This is a genomic window from Streptomyces sp. NPDC093600 (assembly GCF_044764755.1).
In the GTDB taxonomy this organism is placed as follows: Bacteria; Actinomycetota; Actinomycetes; order Streptomycetales; family Streptomycetaceae; genus Streptomyces.
Window position 1 is genome coordinate 1 of record NZ_JBIWIU010000013.1, and the last position, 19804, is coordinate 19804.

Here is a 19804-nt window from a genome sequence, read left to right on the forward strand (position 1 = left end):
CCGTCGAGCGCATGATGCGCGACGCCAAGATCACCCAGATCTACGAAGGCACCAACCAGGTCCAGCGCATCGTCATGGCCCGCAACCTCCCGTAATCGTCTGCCACTGGAAAGGAGCCAGGCCGTGACCCTGAGGATCGCTGTCTGTGTGAAGTACGTACCCGACGCGAGCGGCGACCGCGGCTTCGCGGACGACCTGACCGTGGACCGCGACGAGGTCGACGGTCTGCTGTCGGAGCTCGACGAGTACGCGGTCGAGCAGGCGCTGCGGATCGCCGAGGAGGCGGACGAAGCCGAGGTCACCGTCATCACCGTCGGCCCGGACGACGCCAAGGACGCCCTGCGCAAGGCGCTGTCCATGGGCGCCGACAAGGCCGTCCACGTCAACGACGACGACATCCACGGCAGCGATGTCATCGGCACCTCCGCGATCGTCGCCAAGGCGCTGGAGAAGACCGGGTTCGACCTGGTCGTCTGCGGTATGGCCTCGACGGACGGCACGATGGGCGTGCTGCCCGCGCTGCTCGCCGAGCGGCTGAGCCTGCCGCAGATCACCCTGCTCTCCGAGGTCTCGGTCGAGGACGGGCGGGTCAAGGGGCGCCGGGACGGCGACGCCGCCACCGAGCTCCTGGAGGCCCCGCTGCCGGCCGTCGTCTCGGTCACCGACCAGTCGGGCGAGGCCCGTTACCCCTCCTTCAAGGGGATCATGGCCGCCAAGAAGAAGCCGGTCGAGGAGCTGGACCTGGACGACCTCGGCATCGACGCCGACGAGGTCGGTCTGGCCGGGTCCTGGACCCTGGTCGAGTCGGTCGCCGCGCGCCCGGCCCGTACCGCGGGCACGATCGTCACGGACGAGGGCGACGGCGGCAAGCAGCTCGCCGCGTTCCTCTCGGCCCAGAAGTTCATCTGACCCACCGTCACTATCCTTCAGGAGCAAGGAATCATGGCTGAGATCCTGGTTCTCGTGGACCACGCCGACGGTGCGGTCCGCAAGCCGGCCCTCGAACTGCTCACCCTGGCCCGCCGGATCGGCGAGCCCTCGGCGGTCGTGCTCGGCGCCGGTGACGCCGCGGCGTCGATCGCCGCCACCGCCGGCGAGTACGGCGCGGCCACCGTGTACGTCGCGGACGGCGCCGAGTTCGCCGAGCAACTCGTCGTGCCGAAGGTCGACGCGCTCACCCAGATCGCGAAGGACAAGGGTGCCGCCGCCGTCCTGGTGACCTCGTCCGGCGAGGGCAAGGAGGTCGCCGCGCGCGTCGCCCTGCGTCTCGGCTCGGGTCTCATCACCGACGCCGTGGAGCTGGAGGCCGGCGAGAACGGCCCGGTCGCGACCCAGTCCGTCTTCGCCGCCTCGTACCAGGTGAGGTCGACCGTCTCGCACGGTGTCCCGGTCATCACCGTCAAGCCCAACTCGGCCGCTCCCGAGGCCGCTCCGGCCGCCGGTACCGTCGAGAACGTGTCCGTCGCCTTCACCGGCAACGCCGCCACGGTCGTCTCGCGCACCCCGCGCGTCTCCACCGGCCGCCCCGAGCTGACCGAGTCCGCGATCGTGGTCTCCGGCGGCCGCGGTGTCGGCGCGGCCGAGGGCTTCGGGGTCGTCGAGAAGCTCGCCGACTCGCTCGGCGCGGCGGTCGGCGCCTCGCGCGCCGCGGTCGACGCGGGCTGGTACCCGCACGCCAACCAGGTCGGCCAGACCGGTAAGCAGGTCTCGCCGCAGCTGTACATCGCGGCGGGCATCTCCGGGGCGATCCAGCACCGGGCCGGCATGCAGACCTCGAAGACGATCGTGGCCGTCAACAAGGACCCGGAGGCCCCGATCTTCGACCTGGTCGACTACGGCGTGGTCGGCGACCTGTTCGCCGTGCTGCCGCAGCTGACGGACGAGATCGGCGCCCGCTGAGACAGCGGGCCCGGTGAACGAAAGGGCCGGTCGGTGGCACTGAGTGCCACCGACCGGCCCTTCGCTGTCCGGGGAGACTCAGAGCCAGCCGTCGAGAGGGACCTCTTCGCAGAGCCGGACGACCGGCTGACCCGGCGCCGTCCCGGCGGAGGAGAGCTTGACCCGCACGCCGGGGCGCACCGCGTGCAGCGGCCCGTCGACCCGGCAGCGGACGACGAAGCCCTCGGCCATGTGGACCGGCCAGAGGTCGGCGTGGGCGGCGGTGAACCCGCGGCGCACGGTGATCACCCCCTCGCCCTGGCTGCGTTCGGGCGCCAGGTCGGTCGACCCGCAGGTCGGACAGAGCAGGCGCTGGAAGGTGGTGGTGTGGCACCAGCGGCAGCGCTGGAAGTAGAGCTCGGCGCCGGCGCCCGATTCCTCGGTCCGGACGGCGCTCCCGCTCCTCAGTCCCGTGTGGAACACGATGCCTTCTCCTCGCACTCGGCGGCTCGACCGTGCATGGTGCAAAGATATGGCACTGAGTGCCATAGAATAAAGACCTGAGTTCCCTTAATTCGAGATACTGAGATCCCTGCGAGCGTTTCCGGACAGGGCCTAGCCCTCTCCGATGCTCGACTCCACCTCGCGCACCACCCGCCACATCGGGGTGGAGCGCTTGGTGATCACGACCACGACGTCCTCGGCCTCCTCTGCGGGGGCGCCCGGGCCGCCGGGAACGCCCTGCGGGCTCCAGGTGTCGCGGACGAACTCCAGGGCCCGGTCGACCTCGGCCAGCGGATCGCCCTCGCCGCCCGAGCGAAGCCAGTGCCGCAGGGCGTGGTTGTGGGCGGCGACCACGGCGGCGGCGATCACATTGGCGCGCAGGGTGCCGTCGCGCCGGTCGGCGAAGCGGGTGCGCAGATAGTCGCCGAGGGTCTTCTCGTACCGCCAGACGACGGAGAGTTCGTAGGTGCGAAGGCCGGTCACCTCGCGGGTGAGGCGGTAGCGCTGCACGGAGAACGTGGGGTTCTCGGCGTACATCCGCATGACGAGCCGGGCGGCGTCGCAGACCCGGACCAGCGGGTCGTCGCCGTCCCCGCTCGCGGCGAGGAACGCGGTCATGTCGGCGAGGCACTGCTCGTGGTCGGGGAAGACCACGTCCTCCTTGGAGGGGAAGTAGCGGAAGAAGGACCGGCGGCCGACCCCGGCGGTCCGGACGATGTCGTCGACGGTGGTCTGTTCGTACCCCCGCTCCAGGAAGAGCTGGAAGGCCGCGGCGATGAGGGAGTCCCGCATGCCGGGCTTCGCGGAGTTCGTCGGCGCTGTTCCCGTTCCCATGGCCCGAACCTAACACCCCGGGCAGGCAAGGGCGGCACTTGGTGCCACCACAAGGCGGCACCAAGTGCTACGGAAGAGACAGGGCGGTCGGGCGTGGCTCAGCGGGCGGCCATGCGCAGGGCGCCGTCCATCCGGATGGTCTCGCCGTTGAGGTAGTCGTGCTCGGTGACCATGGTGACGAGCCGGGCGTACTCCTCGGGCCGGGCGAGCCGCTGCGGGAAGGTGACGCCGGCGGCGAGGCCGGCCCGGACCTCCTCGCCGAACCCGGCCATCATCGGGGTGTCGACGATGCCGGGCGCGATGGTGACGACGCGGATGCCGAACTGCGCGAGGTCGCGGGCGGCGGTGATCGTCATGCCGGCGACGCCCGCCTTGGAGGCGGCGTAGGCGATCTGGCCGACCTGGCCCTCGAAGGCGGCGATGGAGGCGGTGTTGACGACCAGGCCGCGCTGGCCGTGCTCGTCGGCCTCCTGCCGGGCGATGACCTCGGCGGCGAGGCGCATCACGTTGAAGGTGCCCAGCAGGTTGACCTGGAGGACCGTACGGAAGAGGTCGAGGTCGTGCGGTCCCTTGCGGCCCAGGATGCGGGCCGAGGGGGCGATGCCCGCACAGTTGACGGCGAGCCGCAGCTCGGCGCCGTCGGCCTCGATGCGGGCGAGGGCCTCGCGGACCGGGCCCTCCTCGGTGACGTCGGCGGCGAGCAGGGTGACGCCGTCGGGCAGCGGCCCGGCCGCCGCGACGGCCTTGTCCAGGTCCAGGCCGTAGACGGTGGCACCTCGGGCGGCGAGTGCGGCGGCGGTGGCGGCGCCGAGGCCCGAGGCCGCGCCGGTGACGAGCGCGGCGGATCCGGCGATGTCCATGGATGCTCCTTGCGGGAAGAGGTCCGTCGGCAGACGGCGGCGGCGTGCGGAGGCGGTCAGCGGGCGAGGGAGCGGCTGATGACGAGCCGCTGGATCTGGTTCGTGCCTTCGAAGATCTGCATGATCTTGGCCTCGCGCATATAGCGCTCGACCGGGAAGTCGCGGGTGTATCCGTACCCGCCGAGGACCTGGACGGCGTCCGTGGTCACCTTCATGGCGGCGTCGGTGGCGGTCAGCTTGGCCACGCTGGCCTGGCGGCTGAACGGGCGGCCGAGGTCGCGGCGGCGTGCGGCGTCCAGATAGGTCGCGCGGGCGGAGTCGACGGCGGCGGCCATGTCCGCCAGGAGGAAGCCGAGCCCCTGATGGTCGACGATCCGCCGGCCGAAGGTGGTGCGCTCGTTGGCGTACGCGACGGCGGCGTCGAGGGCGGCCTGGGCGAGGCCGGTGGCGCAGGCGGCGATGCCGAGGCGGCCGCAGTCCAGCGCGCTGAAGGCGATCTGGAGTCCCTGCCCCTCCGCCCCGATGCGGCGGTCGGCGTCGATGAGGGCGCCGTCCCAGTGGGCGGAGGTGGTGGGCACGGCCTGGAGGCCCATCTTGCGCTCCGGCTTGCCGAAGGTGAGGCCGTCGGCGGCTCCCGGGGCGAGGAAGCAGGTGATGCCGTGGCCGCCGGGGGCGGTGCGGGCGAAGAGGGCGTAGAAGCCGGCCTTGCCGCCGTGGGTGATCCACGCCTTGTTGCCGGTGATCCGGTACGCGTCGCCCCTCTCCGTGCGCTCCGCCTTGCAGGACAGGGCGGCGGCGTCGGAGCCGGCCTGGGGCTCGGAGAGGCTGTAGCCGCCGACGAGCTCGCCTTCGAGCATCGCGGGGAGCCAGCGCTCCTTCTGCTCCGAGGTACCGAAGGAGTGCAGGGGGTGGCAGGCGAGCGTGTGGACGCTGGTGGCGACGGCGACGGCCGCCCAGCGGGCCGCCAGCTCCTCCAGGACCTGGAGGTAGACCTCGTACGGCTGGCCTCCGCCGCCGAACTCCTCGGGGTACGCCAGGCCGAGCAGTCCGGCCTCGCCGAGGGTGGCGAACAGGCCCTCCGGGTACGTCTCGGCGGCCTCGTGCTCGTCCACGCGGGGAGAGAGTTCCTTGTCGGCGATCTCCCGGGTGAGGGCGATGAGGTCCGCTGCCTCGGGGGTGGGAAGCAGGCGGTCGACATCCATGGCGACTCCAGTGACAACAGAAGCGGTACTGCGGCCGGTACGGCAGTACCGGTTAGCGTAGCGCAGAAGGGTTTCCCCGTAACCCCCGAACGGGTCGCCCGGCATACTGTTCGGGTGATCGAGACCTCAGCCGCCGACGCACCCAAGCTGACGGGCCGCGGTGCGGCCCGCCGGTCCGCCCTGTTCGAGGAGCTGGTCGCCCTCCTGGTCGGTGAGGGCTTCGCCCAGCTGACGCTCGACGATCTCGCCGCGCGGCTGCGCTGTTCGAAGCGCACCCTCTACGGCCTGGCGGGCAGCAAGGAACAGCTCGTCCGGGCGGCGGTGGTCCACTTCTTCCGGCGCGCGACGACCAGGGTGGAGTCGGTGCTGGCCGCCGAGACCGAGCCGGCCGAGCGGCTGGCCGCCTACCTGCGGGCCGTCGCGGCCGAACTGGCCCCGGTCTCCCCGCAGTTCTTCGACGACGTGGCCGCCTTCGAGCCGGCCGCGGAGGTGTACGAGCGCAACACGCGCGCGGCGGCGGGGCGGGTGCAGCAGCTGATCGAGGAAGGCGTGCGCGCGGGCGTCTTCCGCGAGGTCCATGTGACCTTCGCCGCCGATGTCATCGCCTCCGTGATGGTCCGCATCCAGCAGCGCCAGGTGGCAGCGGCGACGGGGCTCGCGGACGCGGAGGCGTACGAACAGCTCGCGGAGCTCCTGCTGAAGGGACTGACGAAGTGAGCGATCCCCTGTCCGAGGACAGGGGATCGCTCACCGAGTTCGATCGGGAAGGGGCCGGCGGGCGAGCGCCGGCCGGGCGCGGAGCGCCGGGTTACGCGACGGAACCTATCCGTCCGTCGGCTTCGCGCGGGCCGTCGTGGTGGATGGGGGTGTGCGCGCCGGTGAGGGAGGCGCCGCTGCCGCCGCGGCGGTTGGCGACGATCTCGGCCGCGATGGAGAGGGCCGTCTCCTCCGGGGTGCGGGCGCCGAGGTCGAGGCCGATCGGCGACCTCAGCCGGGCGAGTTCGAGCTCGCTGACGCCGACCTCGCGCAGCCGCTTGTTGCGGTCCTCGTGGGTGCGGCGGGAGCCCATCGCGCCGATGTAGGCGACCGGGAGCCGCAGGGCCGCTTCCAGCAGGGGGACGTCGAACTTGGCGTCGTGCGTGAGGACGCACAGCGCCGTACGGCCGTCGACCTCGGTCGACGCCAGATAGCGGTGGGGCCACTCGACGACGATCTCGTCGGCCTCGAGGAAGCGGGCGCGGGTGGCGAAGACGGGGCGCGCGTCGCACACGGTGACGTGGTAGCCGAGGAACTTGCCGACCCTCACCAGCGCGGAGGCGAAGTCGATGGCGCCGAAGACGATCATGCGGGGGGCGGGGACGGACGACTCGACCAGGAGGGTGAGCGGCTGCCCGCAGCGGCTGCCGTCCGCACCGATCCCGACGGTGCCGGTCCGGCCGGCGTCCAGCATCGCGCGGGCCTCGCCCGCGGCGGTGCGGTCCAGCTCCGGGTGGCCGCCGAGGCCGCCTTCGTACGATCCGTCGGGACGGACGAGGAGCGCCCGGCCCATCAGGTCGTCGGGGCCCTCGACGATCCGGGCCAAGGCCGCCGCCTCCGCCGAGGCGGCGGCCCGGAGTGCCGCGGGGAAGACCCCGCCGCGTACCGGGGTGACGAGGATGTCGATGACTCCGCCGCAGGTCAGGCCCACGGCGAAGGCGTCCTCGTCGCTGTATCCGAAGCGCTCGACGACGGTGTTGCCGTCTTCGAGTGCCTGTTGGCACAGGTCGTAGACCGCGCCCTCCACACATCCGCCGGACACCGAGCCGATCGCCGTGCCGTCGCTGTCGACGGCGAGTGCGGCGCCGGGCAGACGGGGCGCGCTGCCACCGACCGCCACCACGGTGGCGACGGCGAACTCGCGTCCCTGCTCGACCCACCGGTGCAGCTCTTCGGCGATGTCCAGCATCTCGAACTCCTCGATTTGTGTGGAGGGCGGCGGTACGGCGTCAGCTGACGCCCAGCCAGCTCTCGATCGGATGGATCGCGAAGTACACGACGAAGATCGCGGTCAGGCCCCACATGAAGGCCCCCACTTCGCGTGCCCTGCCCTGCGCCACCTTGATGACGGCGTAGGAGATGACACCGGCCGCCACACCCGTGGTGATGGTGTACGTGAACGGCATCAGGACCACGGTGAGGAACACCGGGATCGCGACGGAGCGGTCGCTCCAGTCGACGTGCTTGGCGTTCTGCATCATCATCGCGCCGATGACGACCAGGGCCGCGGAGGCGACCTCGGCGGGCACGATCGCGGTGAGCGGGGTGAAGAAGAGACAGGCGGCGAAGAACGCGCCGGTGACGACGGAGGACAGGCCCGTACGGGCTCCCTCGCCGACGCCCGTGGCGGACTCCACGAAGACGGTCTGGCCGGAGCCGCCGACACCGCCGCCGATGACCCCGCCGGCGCCGTCGATGAACAGGGCCTTGGACAGGCCCGGCATCCGGCCCTTGTCGTCGGCGAGGTTGGCCTCGGAGCCGACACCGATGATGGTCGCCATGGCGTCGAAGAAGCCGGCGAGCACCAGCGTGAAGACGATCATGGTGATCGTGATGTAGCCGACGTCGCCCCAGCCGCTGAAGGACACCTCGCCTATGAGCGAGAAGTCCGGTGCGGAGACGGCGCTGCCGTTGAGCTCCGGCGCGCCGGCGAACCAGGCGCCCGCGCCCTTGGCGGGGATGTCGGCGATCGCGTTGACGATCATGGCGACGATGGTGCCGACGACGATGCCGATCAGGATGGCGCCGGGGATGTGGCGGGCCTGGAGGGCGAAGATCAGCAGCAGGGTGACCGCGAAGATCAGGACGGGCCAGCCCTGGAGTTCACCGAGGGGGCCGAGGGTGACCGGGCCACCGCCGGGAGAGGGGTTCTCGTGGACGAAGCCGGCCTTGACGAAGCCGATGATCGCGATGAAGAGGCCGATGCCGATGGTGATCGCGTGCTTGATCGCCAGCGGGATCGCGTTCATGATCATCTCGCGGAGGCCGGTGACCACCAGGAGACAGATGATCACGCCGTAGGCCACACACATGGCCATCGCCTGCGGCCAGGTCATGACGGAGACGACCTGCGAGGACAGCACGCCGGAGACGCTGAGGCCGGCCGCCAGGGCGAGCGGGACCTTGCCCCAGAAGCCCATCAGGAGAGTGGTCGCAGCGGCGGCCAGAGCGGTCGCCGTGATGAGGGCGGGCTGGCTGAGGACGTTGCCGTCCACATCCTTGCCGCCGAGGATCAGGGGGTTGAGCAGGAGAATGTACGCCATCGCCATGAAGGTGGTGACGCCGCCGCGGATCTCCGTCGCGACGGTGGATCCTCTCTCCGAGATGTGAAAGTACCGGTCGAGCCAAGATCTGCCGGCGGGGACGTTCGAGCCGGAGCCCGCGTCCTCCGAAGCGGTCTTGGGCTCCACAGACGACTGGGTCATGGGGCCTACTCCCAAGGTTCAAAGGGGCACCCGCATAAGACTTTCCGAAGGTCAGAGAAGCTGCGGGATTTGGGATGCTGCGTGGGCTGCACGACCCGGGGGACGGCCCGAGACGAACGGGTGGATCAGTACTGCTGGTACTGCCGGGGGGTTGCTCCGGGCGGTGGGGGCGGGGAAGTGTGACGTTCCTGGGAGGCACACACCGCCCGGAGGGTCCTACAGGGTGCCGGTGAGCGCCTCGGGGCGGACCGGCGTCTTGTTCAGCTCCAGGCCCGTCGCGTTCCGGATCGCCGCGAGGACGGCCGGGGTCGACGACAGGGTCGGGGCCTCGCCGAGTCCCCGCAGGCCGTACGGCGCGTTGGGGTCGGCCAGTTCGAGTACGTCGACCGGGATGGTCGGCGTGTCGAGGATCGTCGGGATCAGGTAGTCCGTGAAGGAGGGGTTCTTCACCTTCGCGGTCTTCGGGTCCACGATGATCTCTTCCATCACCGCGACGCCCAGGCCCTGGGTGGTACCACCCTGGATCTGGCCGACGACGGAGAGCATGTTGAGCGCCTTGCCGACGTCCTGGGCGGTCGCGAGCTCGATGACCTTCACCAGGCCGAGCTCGGTGTCCACCTCCACCACCGCGCGGTGCGCGGCGAAGGTGTACTGGACATGGCCGTCGCCCTGGCCCGTCTTCAGGTCGAACGCCTGGGTGGGACGGTGGCGGAACTCGAGCTCGATGTCGATCGGCTCCTCGCCCTCCAGGATGTCGGCGATGTCCGCGAGGACCTCGCCGCCGTCGGTGACGACCTTGCCGCTCTCCAGGAGCAGCTCGGCGGTCGCCCAGGCGGGGTGGTACGAGCCGTTCTTGCGCCGGCCGATCTCCAGGACCTTCTCGCGGACGGCCTCGCAGGTGTTCTTCACCGCGCCACCGGTCATGTACGTCTGCCGGGAGGCGGACGTCGAACCGGCGGAGCCGACCTGCGTGTCGGCCGGGTGGATGGTCACCTGGGTGACGCCCAGCTCCGTGCGGGCGATCTGGGCGTGCACGGTGACACCGCCCTGGCCGACCTCCGCCATGGCCGTGTGGACCATCGCGACGGGCTCGCCGTTGATGAGCTGCAGGACCACGCGGGCGGTGGAGTAGTCGTCGAAGCCCTCGGAGAAGCCGACGTTCTTGATGCCGACGGCGTAGCCGACACCGCGGACGACACCCTCGCCGTGCGTGGTGTTCGACAGACCACCGGGCAGCGCGCGGACGTCCGCGCCCTCGCCCGCGGACTCCCACTGGCGCTCCGGCGGCATCGGACGGGCCTTGACCCGGCGCAGCAGCTCGGCGACCGGGGCCGGCGAGTCCACGACCTGGCCGGTCGGCATGATCGTGCCCTGCTCCATGGCGTTGAGCTGGCGGAACTCGACCGGGTCCATGCCCAGCTTCGCCGCGAGCTTGTCCATCTGCGCCTCGTACGCGAAGCACGCCTGGACGGCGCCGAAGCCGCGCATCGCACCGCAGGGCGGGTTGTTGGTGTAGAGGGCGATCGCCTCGATGTCGACGTCGTCGACGACGTACGGTCCGACCGAGAGGGACGAGGCGTTGCCGACGACGGCCGGGGAGGCCGAGGCGTAGGCACCGCCGTCGAGCACGATCCGGCACTTCATGTGCGTGATCTTGCCGTCCTTGGTGGCGCCGTGCTCGTACCAGAGCTTCGCCGGGTGGCGGTGCACGTGGCCGAAGAAGGACTCGAAGCGGTTGTAGACGATCTTGACCGGCTTGCCGGTGCGCAGCGCCAGGAGGCAGGCGTGGATCTGCATCGAGATGTCCTCGCGGCCACCGAAGGCACCGCCGACGCCGGAGAGCGTCATCCGCACCTTCTCCTCGGGGAGACCGAGGACGGGGGCGATCTGCTTGAGGTCAGAGTGCAGCCACTGGGTGGCGACGTAGAGGTCGACACCGCCGTCCTCGGCGGGCACGGCGAGACCGGACTCCGGGCCGAGGAACGCCTGGTCCTGCATGCCGAAGGTGTACTCGCCCTCGACGATCACGTCGGCCCTCTTGCGGGCCTCCTCCACGTTGCCGCGGATGATCGGCTGGCGGTGCACGATGTTCGGGTGCGGGACGTGACCGGCGTGGTGGTCGTCGCGGCCCTCGTGGATCAGCGGCGCGTCGGGAGCGAGCGCGGAGGCCTCGTCGGTGACGAGGGGCAGCTCCCGGTACTCGATCTTGATCTTGGCGGCCGCGCGGCGGGCGGTCTCCGGGTGGTCGGCGGCGACCAGGGCCACCGGCTCACCGTGGTGCCGTACCCGGCCGTGGGCGAGGACCGGGGTGTCCTGGATCTCCAGACCGTAGTTCTTCATCTCGGCCGGCAGGTCGTCGTACGTCAGGACGGCGTACACGCCGCCCATCGCGAGCGCCTCGGAGACGTCGATGGAGACGATCTCGGCGTGGGCGACGGTGGAGCGCAGGGTCTGGCCCCACAGCATGTCCTCGTGCCACATGTCCGAGGAGTACGCGAACTCGCCCGTGACCTTCAGGGTGCCGTCCGGGCGGAGCGTGGACTCGCCGATGCCGCCCTTGGTGTGGTTCTGCGTGACGTTCGTCGGCGTACCGGCCGGAACGGTGCGGGTGTTCTGAGCCATGTCAGACCGCCTCTCCCTGACGTTCCTGGCGGGCCGCCGCCAGGCGGACCGCGTCGAGGATCTTCTCGTAACCCGTGCAACGGCAGAGGTTGCCGGAGAGGGCCTCACGGATGTCCTGGTCGGACGGGTCGCTGTGCCGCTCCAGGAGCTCGTCGGCTGCGATCAGCAGACCCGGGGTGCAGAAGCCGCACTGGACGGCGCCGGCGTCGATGAACGCCTGCTGGATCGGGGAGAGTGCGACACCCTCACCGGTCTGCGAGTCCTGACCCGGCTTGGCCTCCCACCTCTTGGCCTCGTCGAGCGTGGTGCCGCAGGCGCCGCTCGCGCAGCCGCCGTGCTCCTCGCGCTGCTTGGCGAAGTCGGCGAGACCCTCGACCGTGACGACGTCACGGCCCTCGACCTGCCCGGCGGCGACCAGACACGAACAGACCGGCACACCGTCCAGGCGGACCGTGCAGGAACCGCACTCGCCCTGCTCGCAGGCGTTCTTGGAGCCGGGCAGGCCCATCCGCTCACGCAGGACGTAGAGGAGGGACTCCCCCTCCCAGACGTCGTCGGCTTCCTGCGGACGACCGTTGACCGTGAAATTGACGCGCATGGTTATGCAGCTCCCTCAAGCGTGCGGCCGGTGCCGCGGTACTGCTCCCAGGTCCAGCCGAGCTGGCGGCGAGCCATGATGCCTACGGCGTGACGGCGGTACTTGGCGGTGCCTCGGACGTCGTCGATCGGGTTGGCGGCACCCGAGCACAGGTCGGCGAACTGCTTGGCCACCGACGGCGTGATGATCTTGCCGCTGTCCCAGAAGCCGCCTTCCTCCAGAGCCGCGTTCAGGAAGGCCTCGGCCTCCTTGGCGCGGATCGGGGTCGGCGCGGCCGAACCGATGCCGGTACGCACCGTCCGGGTCTCCGGGTGCAGCGCCAGGCCGAAGGCGCAGACCGCGATGACCATGGCGTTGCGCGTGCCGACCTTGGAGTACTGCTGGGGCCCGTCCGCCTTCTTGATGTGGACGGTCTTGATCAGCTCGTCGGGCTCCAGCGCGTTGCGCTTCACGCCCGTGTAGAACTCGTCGATCGGGATCAGGCGGCTGCCGCGGGCCTGCGACTCGACCTCGACCTCGGCACCCGCCGCGAGCAGCGCGGGATGCGCGTCACCGGCCGGCGACGCCGTGCCCAGGTTGCCGCCGACACCACCGCGGTTGCGGATCTGCGGCGAGGCGACCGTGTGCGAGGCCAGCGCCAGACCGGGGAGCTCGGCCCGCAGGTTCTCCATGATCTGGGTGTACGGGACGGAGGCACCGAGGCGGACGTTCTCCTCGCCGACCTCCCACTCGCGCAGCAGCTCGATACGGTTCAGGTCCAGGAGGTACTCGGGACGCCGGTGGTCGAAGTTGATCTCGACCATGATGTCCGTACCACCCGCGATGGGCACGGCCGTGGGGTGCTCGGCCTTGGCGGCGAGCGCCTCCTCCCAGCTGGCGGGGCGAAGGAAGTCCATGGTGGCTCTCTTCTAGTGATTCTGATGATCAGGGGTCCGTCGCACGGGCCCGGGGGGACGGCCGGCCCTCGACTTCGATTGCTAGTTCATGTGCTGTTCACGCGATGTGTGGCCTAGTACACAAGCCCGGCAGGCCAGGGTGCAGTCACCGAAAACATGAAGGAGTTGGCTGGTGACCTTCCTCGTCTTGTAGATTCGAACGAAAGGCGGGGCTCGGTAACCTCGCCGTTTTCCCCTGGAAACGGCGGCACGACGCCACCGACGACAACGGGACAGTTTTCGCGACGCACGAGCGCGACGGACGAAAAGGAACGGCGGAGACGAGATGCGGCTGCGCGCACTGCTGGAAACCGACGCGCTGGGGCTGCGCCTCCTCGGTGGCGAGGAAGAGCTGGACCGCACGGTCCGTGGCGTGATGACGACGGACCTCAAGGACCCCAGCAGGTATCTGTCCGGTGGCGAACTGGTCCTCACCGGCCTCGCCTGGCTGAGGGAGCCCGAGGACGCCGAACCCTTCGTACGGATCCTCGCCTCCGCCGGAGTGGCGGCCCTGGCGGCCGGCGAAGCCGAACTCGGCGACATCCCGGACGATCTCGTACAGGCGTGTTTGCGCCATCGGCTGCCCCTGTTCGCAGTGAATGAATCCGTTGCGTTCGCAACGATCACCGAACACGTTGTTCGACAGGTCTCCGGCGAGCGCGCCGGCGACCTCGCCGCCGTCGTCGACCGCCACCGACGCCTGATGACCTCCGGCCCCGCCGGCGGCGGACCCGAGGTCGTCCTCGACCTCCTCGGCTCCGACCTGGACCTTCACGCCTGGGTCCTCTCCCCCACGGGCCGCCAGATCGCCGGCGCCGGGGAACCCCTCGAAGCCGGACTCGCCGCCACACTCGCCGGCGAACACCTCGCCGCCACCCGCACCGGACGGCGCGGCCCCCACCGCCTCCCGCTCGGCGGAACCACCTACTCGCTCTTCCCGATCCGCAACACCGGACGCGGCGCCCCGTCCGCCTCGCGAGACGTGCGCGAAACCGTCCTGTCCGACTGGCTGCTCGCCGTCGAAGCCGACGCAGGCGACTGGCCCGCCGCCCGGCTCGACCTCCTCCAGGGCGTCACCCAGCTCATCGCCGTCGAACGCGACCGGCGCGACGCCGCCCGCACCGTACGGCGCCGACTCGCCCAGGAAGTCCTCGAACTCGTCCAGACCGGCGCCGCACCCGCCGAGATCGCCGCCCGCCTCCGCGTCGCCGCCCCCGTCCTGCTCCCCGGCCTCGGCACCGCACCGCACTGGCAGGTCGTCGTCGCACGCGTCGAATGGGACCAGGAAGGCGCCACCGGCACCCCCCTCGACACCGGGCCCGTCGCCCAGGCGCTCCTCGAGGAAATCCTCGTCGACCCCGCCACCGTCGGCGCCGACTCGGCCGACCGGATCGCCGTCGCCCACCACGGCGACGAAGCCATCGCCCTCGTCCCCCTCCCCGCCGGCCCCCTCCCCGACAGCGAGGACGAAGGCCAGACCCCCGGCATCGGCCTCCACGCCGACGCCCTCCTCGCCGCCGTACGCGACCCCCTCTCCTCCGGCCTCGCCGACGACGGCCGCCTCACCCTCGGCGTCAGCGCCGCCGTCCACTCCGCCGAAGGACTCCGCGGCGCCCTCGAAGAAGCCCGCCACGCCCGCCGCGTCGCCGCCGCCCGCCCAGGCCGCGTCTGCGCCGCAGGCCACCACGAACTCGCCTCCCACGTCCTCCTCCTCCCCTTCGTCCCCGACGACGTCCGCCGCGCCTTCACCGCCCGCCTTCTCGACCCCCTCCGCGACTACGACCGCCGCCACCGCGCCGAACTCATCCCCACCCTCGAAGCCTTCCTCGACTGCGACGGCTCCTGGACCCGCTGCGCGACCCGCCTCCACCTGCATGTGAACACCCTGCGCTACCGAGTCGGCAGGATCGAGCAACTGACCGGCAGAGACCTCTCGCGCCTGGAAGACAAGCTGGACTTCTTCCTCGCCCTCCGCATGAGCTGATTTTTTTGGGGGCTCGGTTCGCCTCGGCGCAGGGGGTCACCGGGGGAGGCGGTCGTTTCTGCCGTCACCTGGGGGTCTCGGCGGGGATTCACCTTTTCGGGGGGCCTTGGTGGCAACGGCGACGGGGGCGGGCCGAGTGGAGCGGGCGCTGAGTGCGGGGCCCGGACGGGGCAGTGGAGGTGTCCGTATACCGGAGTCCGTCAGGCTCTTGTGAAATAATTCACCTGACCCCTTGGCCAGGCCCTCTGGTTCGTGCTGAGATGCGACCTGACCCAACGGCTCAATGGCGCGCTCGGGGAGGGCAATGTGGCGGACACCGCCATGTCTGGTTCCGAAACGACGGGTGGCGACGATCCGTCCCTTGCCTACGGCAAGGAGACCCCCATGGAGACCGCCATATGGCGGCTGCGCTCACGCGGCTGCTGGACGGACGCGGCCGCCCTGCTCACGCCCCGCGCGGCCGAACCGGCCGCGGCGCTCGAAAGGGCCGCGCTGCTGATCGAGCGCTGCCTCTACACCGAGCAGGGCTGGGCTGACGCGGAAGAGGCGCTGCGGGCGGCCGAGGCGGTCGCCCAGAGCGACGAGGAGCGCGGGGCGGCGGCGTGCGAACGCGGTTATCTCGCCTACGCGTCGACGCTCCTCGGCGTACGGGACCGGGCCGACGAGGCCCGTGCGGCGCTCGGCCGGGCGGCCGCGCTCATCGGTCCCGCGGCCGAGGGACGCCCGCTGCTCGACTTCCGGCGCGGGCTGATCGCCCAGAACCTCGGCGACTCCCCCCAGGCGGCCCGGGCGGCCTACCGCCGCGCCCACGCGGGCGCCACGGACCGGGGCGACACGCTGCTGCTCTCCTCCACCTGGCGCCATCTGGCCGGACTGGCCCTGCGCGAGGGCGAGTTGGCGGAGGCCCGGCACGGCTTCGCCGAGTCGCTGCGCATCCGCGAGGAGCTCGGCTTCCTCGTCGGTACGGCCCCGGCACTGACGGCCCTGGCGGACACCGAGACCGAACCCGAGGCCGGCCGGCTGCGCGCGGAGGCGGCCCGCCTCTTCCGCCTCCTGGGTGGCGTCCCGACCTGGCTGGCGGCCCAACTCGCCCCGAGGCCAGCTGTCTGACGGCCCGTCGGCCGCCCTCGCGCGACGGTCGGGGTCGCAAAGGGGCGGCGGCGGCCCGACCACCGGGCGGCGAACAGGGAACTCAGCGAGCGCCGCCGACGGGCTCCAGGCGTACCAGTGCGTCGTCCATGCCCACGATCAGGTCGCCCTCCCCGGTGACCGCGACCGCGCGGACGGGTGGGCCGGGGCGGAAGCGGTGGAGGGCTCCGGTGTCGAGGTGGCGCAGCTCCACGAGGCCGTCGGCCCAGGCGGCCGCGAGGACCGGGCCGCGGGGGGTCTCCGCCGCGTGGAGGGTGACGACCGGGGCCGGGCGCTGGGCGAGCGGGGCGGGGTGCGGGTTCGGCTCCTTCCCCGGGGTCCAGAGACGGACGGCTCCATCGGTACCGCCGCTGCACACGAAGGGCGTGGAGGTCTCGACGGCGGTGACCGCAGCGACCCGGCCGCTGTGCAGGGCCGCCTGGTGAATGCCCGTCAGCCCGAAGGCGTGCACGGACCCGAGCCGGTCGCCCACCACGACCGAGCCGCCGATCGCCGCGAGGGCGGTGCCCGGGTGCCGGGTGAGGGTCGCCGTGACGGCCTGGGTGAGCCGCTCCAGATAAGCCGGGCGGGGCGCCGTTCCCCGTACGGTGTGCAGCCGGCCCCGCTCGTCGAGCAGGAGCACGGTCCCGTCCGCCGCGGGCGCGAGCGCCTTGACCCGGCCCGCCGGGCCCGGAACGAGCCGACCGGCGGGCCGCGCGTCCCCGGAATCCAGCAGGTGGACGTCGCCGGTGGGACCGGCGACCAGCAGCCGGTCACCTATGGCGCCGAGGGCGGTGACGGGCCCTGTCCAGGGCGGGGAGAGATCGCCGCGTGCCCGGGTCCAGCGGACCCGCCAGGGCGAGCGGGCGGCCAGCTCTTCGAGGGCGGGGCGCAGCCGGGGGTCCGCGCCGTCGCCGAGGGCGGCGAGCAGGACCACGGCCCGGTCGGCGGAGCTCTGCTCCCGGGAGAGGGACTGCCCGGCGCGCATCCAGGCGGAGCGGAGCCCGCCGTGGTCGTCGCCGGGGTCCGCCAGATAGGCGCGGGTCACCTGCGAGGGGTCGGCCGCGCAGACGGCGACCGGGTCGGCCGGGTCCGCCGCGTGCCGCCCCGCCCCGTACGCCTGGCCGGGCTCGCCGGGCCGACGACCGCCGCCGGAGCCACCGCCCCCTCGCGGCGCCCGCACGGGCTCGTCGTCACCGTCCGGCCGCTCGGCGCACTCGTCGGATCCCAGGTCGACGATCGTGGCGTGCCGGGCGGCGAGGAGCGTGTGGGGCGGGGTTCCGGTGCGGGTCTCGACGAGGAGGCGTATCCGGCCCGACGCGTCCAGCTCCGCGATCAGTTCGGCGACGGCGTCCGGTTCGGCGGCCTCGTCCAGGTCCGACAGGATGAGGGCCGCGCGGCGCACATCGGTGGTGGCGAGAACCTGGACCAGCTCGCCGGGCGTACCGGCCACCACGCCGAGCCGGTTGGCGATCGTCCAGGCCGCGCCCAGCACGCTCTGCCCGGCCAGCGGGATCAGTTCGCGCCCCGCACGTCTGCGCCGGGAGCCGCCGGAACGGGTGCCGTGTGCGGCGAGCCAGGCGAGCAGGTCGCTCTTGCCCTGCCCCGGGCCTCCGGTGACCAGACATAGGCGGGGAGCGTCCGGGTCGGTGAGCCAGCCGAGCAGAGCCGCGGCCTCGGTCTCCCGGCCGGGCGCGGGGCGCTCGACCCGTACGGGACCGGTCATGGGCGCCCACCCCCCGCCTTCGGCGAGGGGAGCCCCCATCGCGCCGTGGACAGGGCCGGGGACGGCATGGGACACCTCACGCCACCGACCTTAGTCGGTGCGGGTGTCGGGGAGGAGTCAGCCGTCGGAACCCGTGAAGTGCTCCCGCACGAGGGACCGCACGACGGTCAGGTCCTGGGCGACGAGCGCGTCGAGGAGGGCGGTGTGCTCCGCCGCGTCCGCGACGAGGTCGGCGTGCCGGGTGGCGGGGGCGCTGGTCAGGGGCCACTGGGAGCGGCGGTGCAGATCGTCGGCGACGGCGACGAGCTGGGCGTTGCCTGCGAAGGAGAGGACCGCGCGGTGGAAGGCCCGGTCCGCCTCGGCGTAGTGGGCGCGGTCGCCGCGGGCGGCGGCGGCCGACGTCGCCTCGGCGAGCGGGCGGAGCTCGGCCCAGCGGTCGGCCGGGACCGTGCGGGCCAGCCGCAGCATGACCGGGACCTCCAGGAGTGCGCGGACCTCGGCGAGCTCGGCGAGCTCGCGCGGGGTGCGTTCGGTGACCCGGAAGCCCCGGTTCGGTACGACCTCGACGGCGCCCTCGGTCGCCAGCTGCTGCATCGCCTCGCGCACCGGGGTCGCCGAGACGCCGAAGCGTTCACCAAGGGCGGGGGCGGAGTAGACCTCGCCGGGGGTCAGGTCGCCGCCGACGAGCGCGGCGCGCAGCGCCTGGAGGATCTGGCCGCGTACGGAGTGCCGCTGGACGGAGCGCGGGGCGAGCGGCGCCGGGACGGGCGCCGGCGGTGCGGGCGGCCCGCCGCGTGCCTGCTCGGGGAGGAGTACGGCGTCGTCGTACGGTGGGTACGGCTCCTCCGCCGCGCGCTCGCGCGCTCCGCCCTGCTCCACCCGGGTCCTCCTGCGGGATCGTGCCGGGCCCGGCTTCGCGATACCGGCGCCCCGTGTGCACCCTAGGCGACGGCCCCGCCCGGAGGAGGCCGGGGGCCTTCCCCCCAGGTGAGAAGGGCAAACATCGATCGGTTCGGGTAAGGTAAGGCTAACTTGCTAACGATCGCGATTCGGTGGTCCCCCCATGGCCGTCCCCGCCCTGCTCCCCACCCCCTCCACCTCGCCCGTCGCGGCCTCCTACGCCCGCGTCGGCGATGTGTTCGGCGGACTGCGGATGACGGAGGCGGGCCCCGGCGAGCGGCTGCCGCGCGGCGGCGGCTGGGTCGGCGCGGACGAGCTCGCGGCCGGGGGCGCCGCGCTCGACGCCTTCCTCGCCTGGGACGACGCGCAGGTGCTGCGCGACTACGGCCGGCGGGCCCGACCCGATGTGGTCGCGAGTTTCGGACTGCACCGGTACGCCTGGCCCGCCTGCCTGCTGGTGACCGTCCCCTGGTTCCTGCACCGCAGGGTCCCCCGCGTGCCCGTCCGCAACGTCTCCTTCCACCGCACGCTCGGACGGATGACCGTCCGCGTCGAGGAGTTCGCCTGCCTGCCCGGCGATCCCGCCGCCGCGCTGCCCGGTGCCCGGGTCGTCGCCGACGAGGAGGCGCTGCGCGCCGAGGTCAGGGCCTCGCTCGCCGAGCACTTCGAGGACGTCCTGACCGGCTTCGGACCCCGGATGCGGCGCGGGCGGCGCGCGCTGTGGGGCATGGCGACGGACGAGATCGTCGAGGGGCTCTGGTACATCGCCGGCCTGCTCGGCGAGGAGCCCAGGGCGATGGAGGAGCTGGAGCTCCTGATGCCCGGCACCGCCAAGCCCTTCGCCGGTACTGCCGGCTTCCGCGAACTGGCCGGGACGGGGACGGCCGACACCCCGCCCGCCGCCACCCGGGACCGGGCCGCCTGCTGCTTCTTCTACACGCTGCGCCCCGAGGACACCTGCACGACGTGTCCGCGCACCTGCGACGCCGAGCGGGTCCGCCGGCTCGCCGCGACCGCCTGACGCTCCCCCGGTGCTTACGCCACCCCCAGGGGTGGCGTACGTCGAACACAACGCCCTTCCCTCGCGCAGTAGTTCGACCAGATCGCACCTATTCGTATGCCGTGCGGCCCCGATGGCGTGCTCTTGCCGCGAAAGCCCTTGAGGGTCCGTC

At 72.2% G+C, this 19804-nt stretch carries 18 protein-coding genes; 7 read left to right on the forward strand and 11 right to left on the reverse strand.

The window, feature by feature from the left end; all coding sequences use genetic code 11:
* From ACIRB4_RS26720 to ACIRB4_RS26730, 3 genes are all read left to right on the forward strand, one after another.
* Positions 1-95: acyl-CoA dehydrogenase family protein (locus ACIRB4_RS26720; protein ID WP_132919430.1), on the forward strand; the 95-nt coding region annotated here is incomplete at its 5' end.
* Positions 96-123: 28 nt separating this feature from the next.
* Positions 124-909, forward strand: coding sequence for an electron transfer flavoprotein subunit beta/FixA family protein (locus ACIRB4_RS26725; RefSeq protein WP_403294728.1), 786 nt, complete (start codon positions 124-126; stop codon positions 907-909).
* A 33-nt stretch (positions 910-942) separates the two neighbouring features.
* A complete protein-coding gene (locus ACIRB4_RS26730) occupies positions 943-1899 on the forward strand; it encodes an electron transfer flavoprotein subunit alpha/FixB family protein (protein WP_403294729.1) in 957 nt (318 codons plus the stop codon).
* A gap of 78 nt (positions 1900-1977) precedes the next feature.
* Here ACIRB4_RS26730 and ACIRB4_RS26735 read toward each other — a convergent pair whose 3' ends face one another.
* The 4 genes from ACIRB4_RS26735 to ACIRB4_RS26750 all read right to left on the reverse strand — a co-directional run bounded on the left by ACIRB4_RS26735 (position 1978) and on the right by ACIRB4_RS26750 (position 5278).
* The gene (locus ACIRB4_RS26735) at positions 1978-2361 is read right to left on the reverse strand and encodes a Zn-ribbon domain-containing OB-fold protein (protein WP_403294730.1); all 384 of its coding nucleotides are present in this window, start codon (positions 2359-2361) and stop codon (positions 1978-1980) included.
* Between the two features lie 132 nt (positions 2362-2493).
* Positions 2494-3216: a TetR/AcrR family transcriptional regulator gene (locus ACIRB4_RS26740; protein WP_403294731.1), complete on the reverse strand. Its 723-nt coding sequence runs from the start codon at positions 3214-3216 to the stop codon at positions 2494-2496.
* A gap of 98 nt (positions 3217-3314) precedes the next feature.
* A complete protein-coding gene (locus ACIRB4_RS26745; protein WP_403294732.1) occupies positions 3315-4076 on the reverse strand; it encodes an SDR family NAD(P)-dependent oxidoreductase in 762 nt (253 codons plus the stop codon).
* Between the two features lie 56 nt (positions 4077-4132).
* Positions 4133-5278, reverse strand: a complete 1146-nt coding sequence (locus ACIRB4_RS26750; protein ID WP_403294733.1) for an acyl-CoA dehydrogenase family protein — start codon at positions 5276-5278, stop codon at positions 4133-4135.
* Positions 5279-5392: 114 nt separating this feature from the next.
* Here ACIRB4_RS26750 and ACIRB4_RS26755 point away from each other — a divergent pair, with 114 nt between their 5' ends.
* The gene (locus tag ACIRB4_RS26755) at positions 5393-5995 is read left to right on the forward strand and encodes a TetR/AcrR family transcriptional regulator (protein ID WP_403294734.1); all 603 of its coding nucleotides are present in this window, start codon (positions 5393-5395) and stop codon (positions 5993-5995) included.
* Positions 5996-6086: 91 nt separating this feature from the next.
* Here ACIRB4_RS26755 and ACIRB4_RS26760 read toward each other — a convergent pair whose 3' ends face one another.
* From ACIRB4_RS26760 to ACIRB4_RS26780, 5 genes are all read right to left on the reverse strand, one after another.
* Positions 6087-7223 carry an XdhC family protein gene (locus ACIRB4_RS26760; protein WP_403294735.1) on the reverse strand — a complete coding sequence of 379 codons (1137 nt, stop codon included), beginning with the start codon at positions 7221-7223 and terminating at the stop codon, positions 6087-6089.
* Between the two features lie 40 nt (positions 7224-7263).
* On the reverse strand, positions 7264-8739 hold the full coding sequence (locus ACIRB4_RS26765) for an NCS2 family permease (RefSeq protein WP_403294736.1): 1476 nt from the start codon (positions 8737-8739) through the stop codon (positions 7264-7266).
* A gap of 216 nt (positions 8740-8955) precedes the next feature.
* On the reverse strand, positions 8956-11361 hold the full coding sequence (gene pucD, locus ACIRB4_RS26770; RefSeq protein ID WP_403294737.1) for a xanthine dehydrogenase subunit D: 2406 nt from the start codon (positions 11359-11361) through the stop codon (positions 8956-8958).
* A 1-nt stretch (position 11362) separates the two neighbouring features.
* A complete protein-coding gene (locus ACIRB4_RS26775) occupies positions 11363-11959 on the reverse strand; it encodes a (2Fe-2S)-binding protein (protein WP_403294738.1) in 597 nt (198 codons plus the stop codon).
* A 2-nt stretch (positions 11960-11961) separates the two neighbouring features.
* Complete coding sequence (locus tag ACIRB4_RS26780; RefSeq protein WP_403294739.1) at positions 11962-12855, reverse strand: FAD binding domain-containing protein; 894 nt, start codon at positions 12853-12855, stop codon at positions 11962-11964.
* 325 nt (positions 12856-13180) lie between these two features.
* Here ACIRB4_RS26780 and ACIRB4_RS26785 point away from each other — a divergent pair, with 325 nt between their 5' ends.
* Both ACIRB4_RS26785 and ACIRB4_RS26790 read left to right on the forward strand, forming a co-directional pair.
* Positions 13181-14878: a PucR family transcriptional regulator gene (locus tag ACIRB4_RS26785; protein ID WP_403294740.1), complete on the forward strand. Its 1698-nt coding sequence runs from the start codon at positions 13181-13183 to the stop codon at positions 14876-14878.
* Positions 14879-15199: 321 nt separating this feature from the next.
* Positions 15200-15988, forward strand: coding sequence for a hypothetical protein (locus tag ACIRB4_RS26790; RefSeq protein ID WP_403294741.1), 789 nt, complete (start codon positions 15200-15202; stop codon positions 15986-15988).
* Positions 15989-16070: 82 nt separating this feature from the next.
* Here ACIRB4_RS26790 and ACIRB4_RS26795 read toward each other — a convergent pair whose 3' ends face one another.
* Positions 16071-17732, reverse strand: a complete 1662-nt coding sequence (locus ACIRB4_RS26795) for a WD40 repeat domain-containing protein (RefSeq protein ID WP_403294742.1) — start codon at positions 17730-17732, stop codon at positions 16071-16073.
* Between the two features lie 117 nt (positions 17733-17849).
* Positions 17850-18611 carry a GntR family transcriptional regulator gene (locus ACIRB4_RS26800; RefSeq protein ID WP_403294743.1) on the reverse strand — a complete coding sequence of 254 codons (762 nt, stop codon included), beginning with the start codon at positions 18609-18611 and terminating at the stop codon, positions 17850-17852.
* Positions 18612-18795: 184 nt separating this feature from the next.
* On the opposite strand from ACIRB4_RS26800, the gene ACIRB4_RS26805 reads away from it, so the two are divergent.
* Positions 18796-19653, forward strand: coding sequence for a (2Fe-2S)-binding protein (locus ACIRB4_RS26805; RefSeq protein WP_403294744.1), 858 nt, complete (start codon positions 18796-18798; stop codon positions 19651-19653).
* Positions 19654-19804 lie beyond the last annotated feature (151 nt).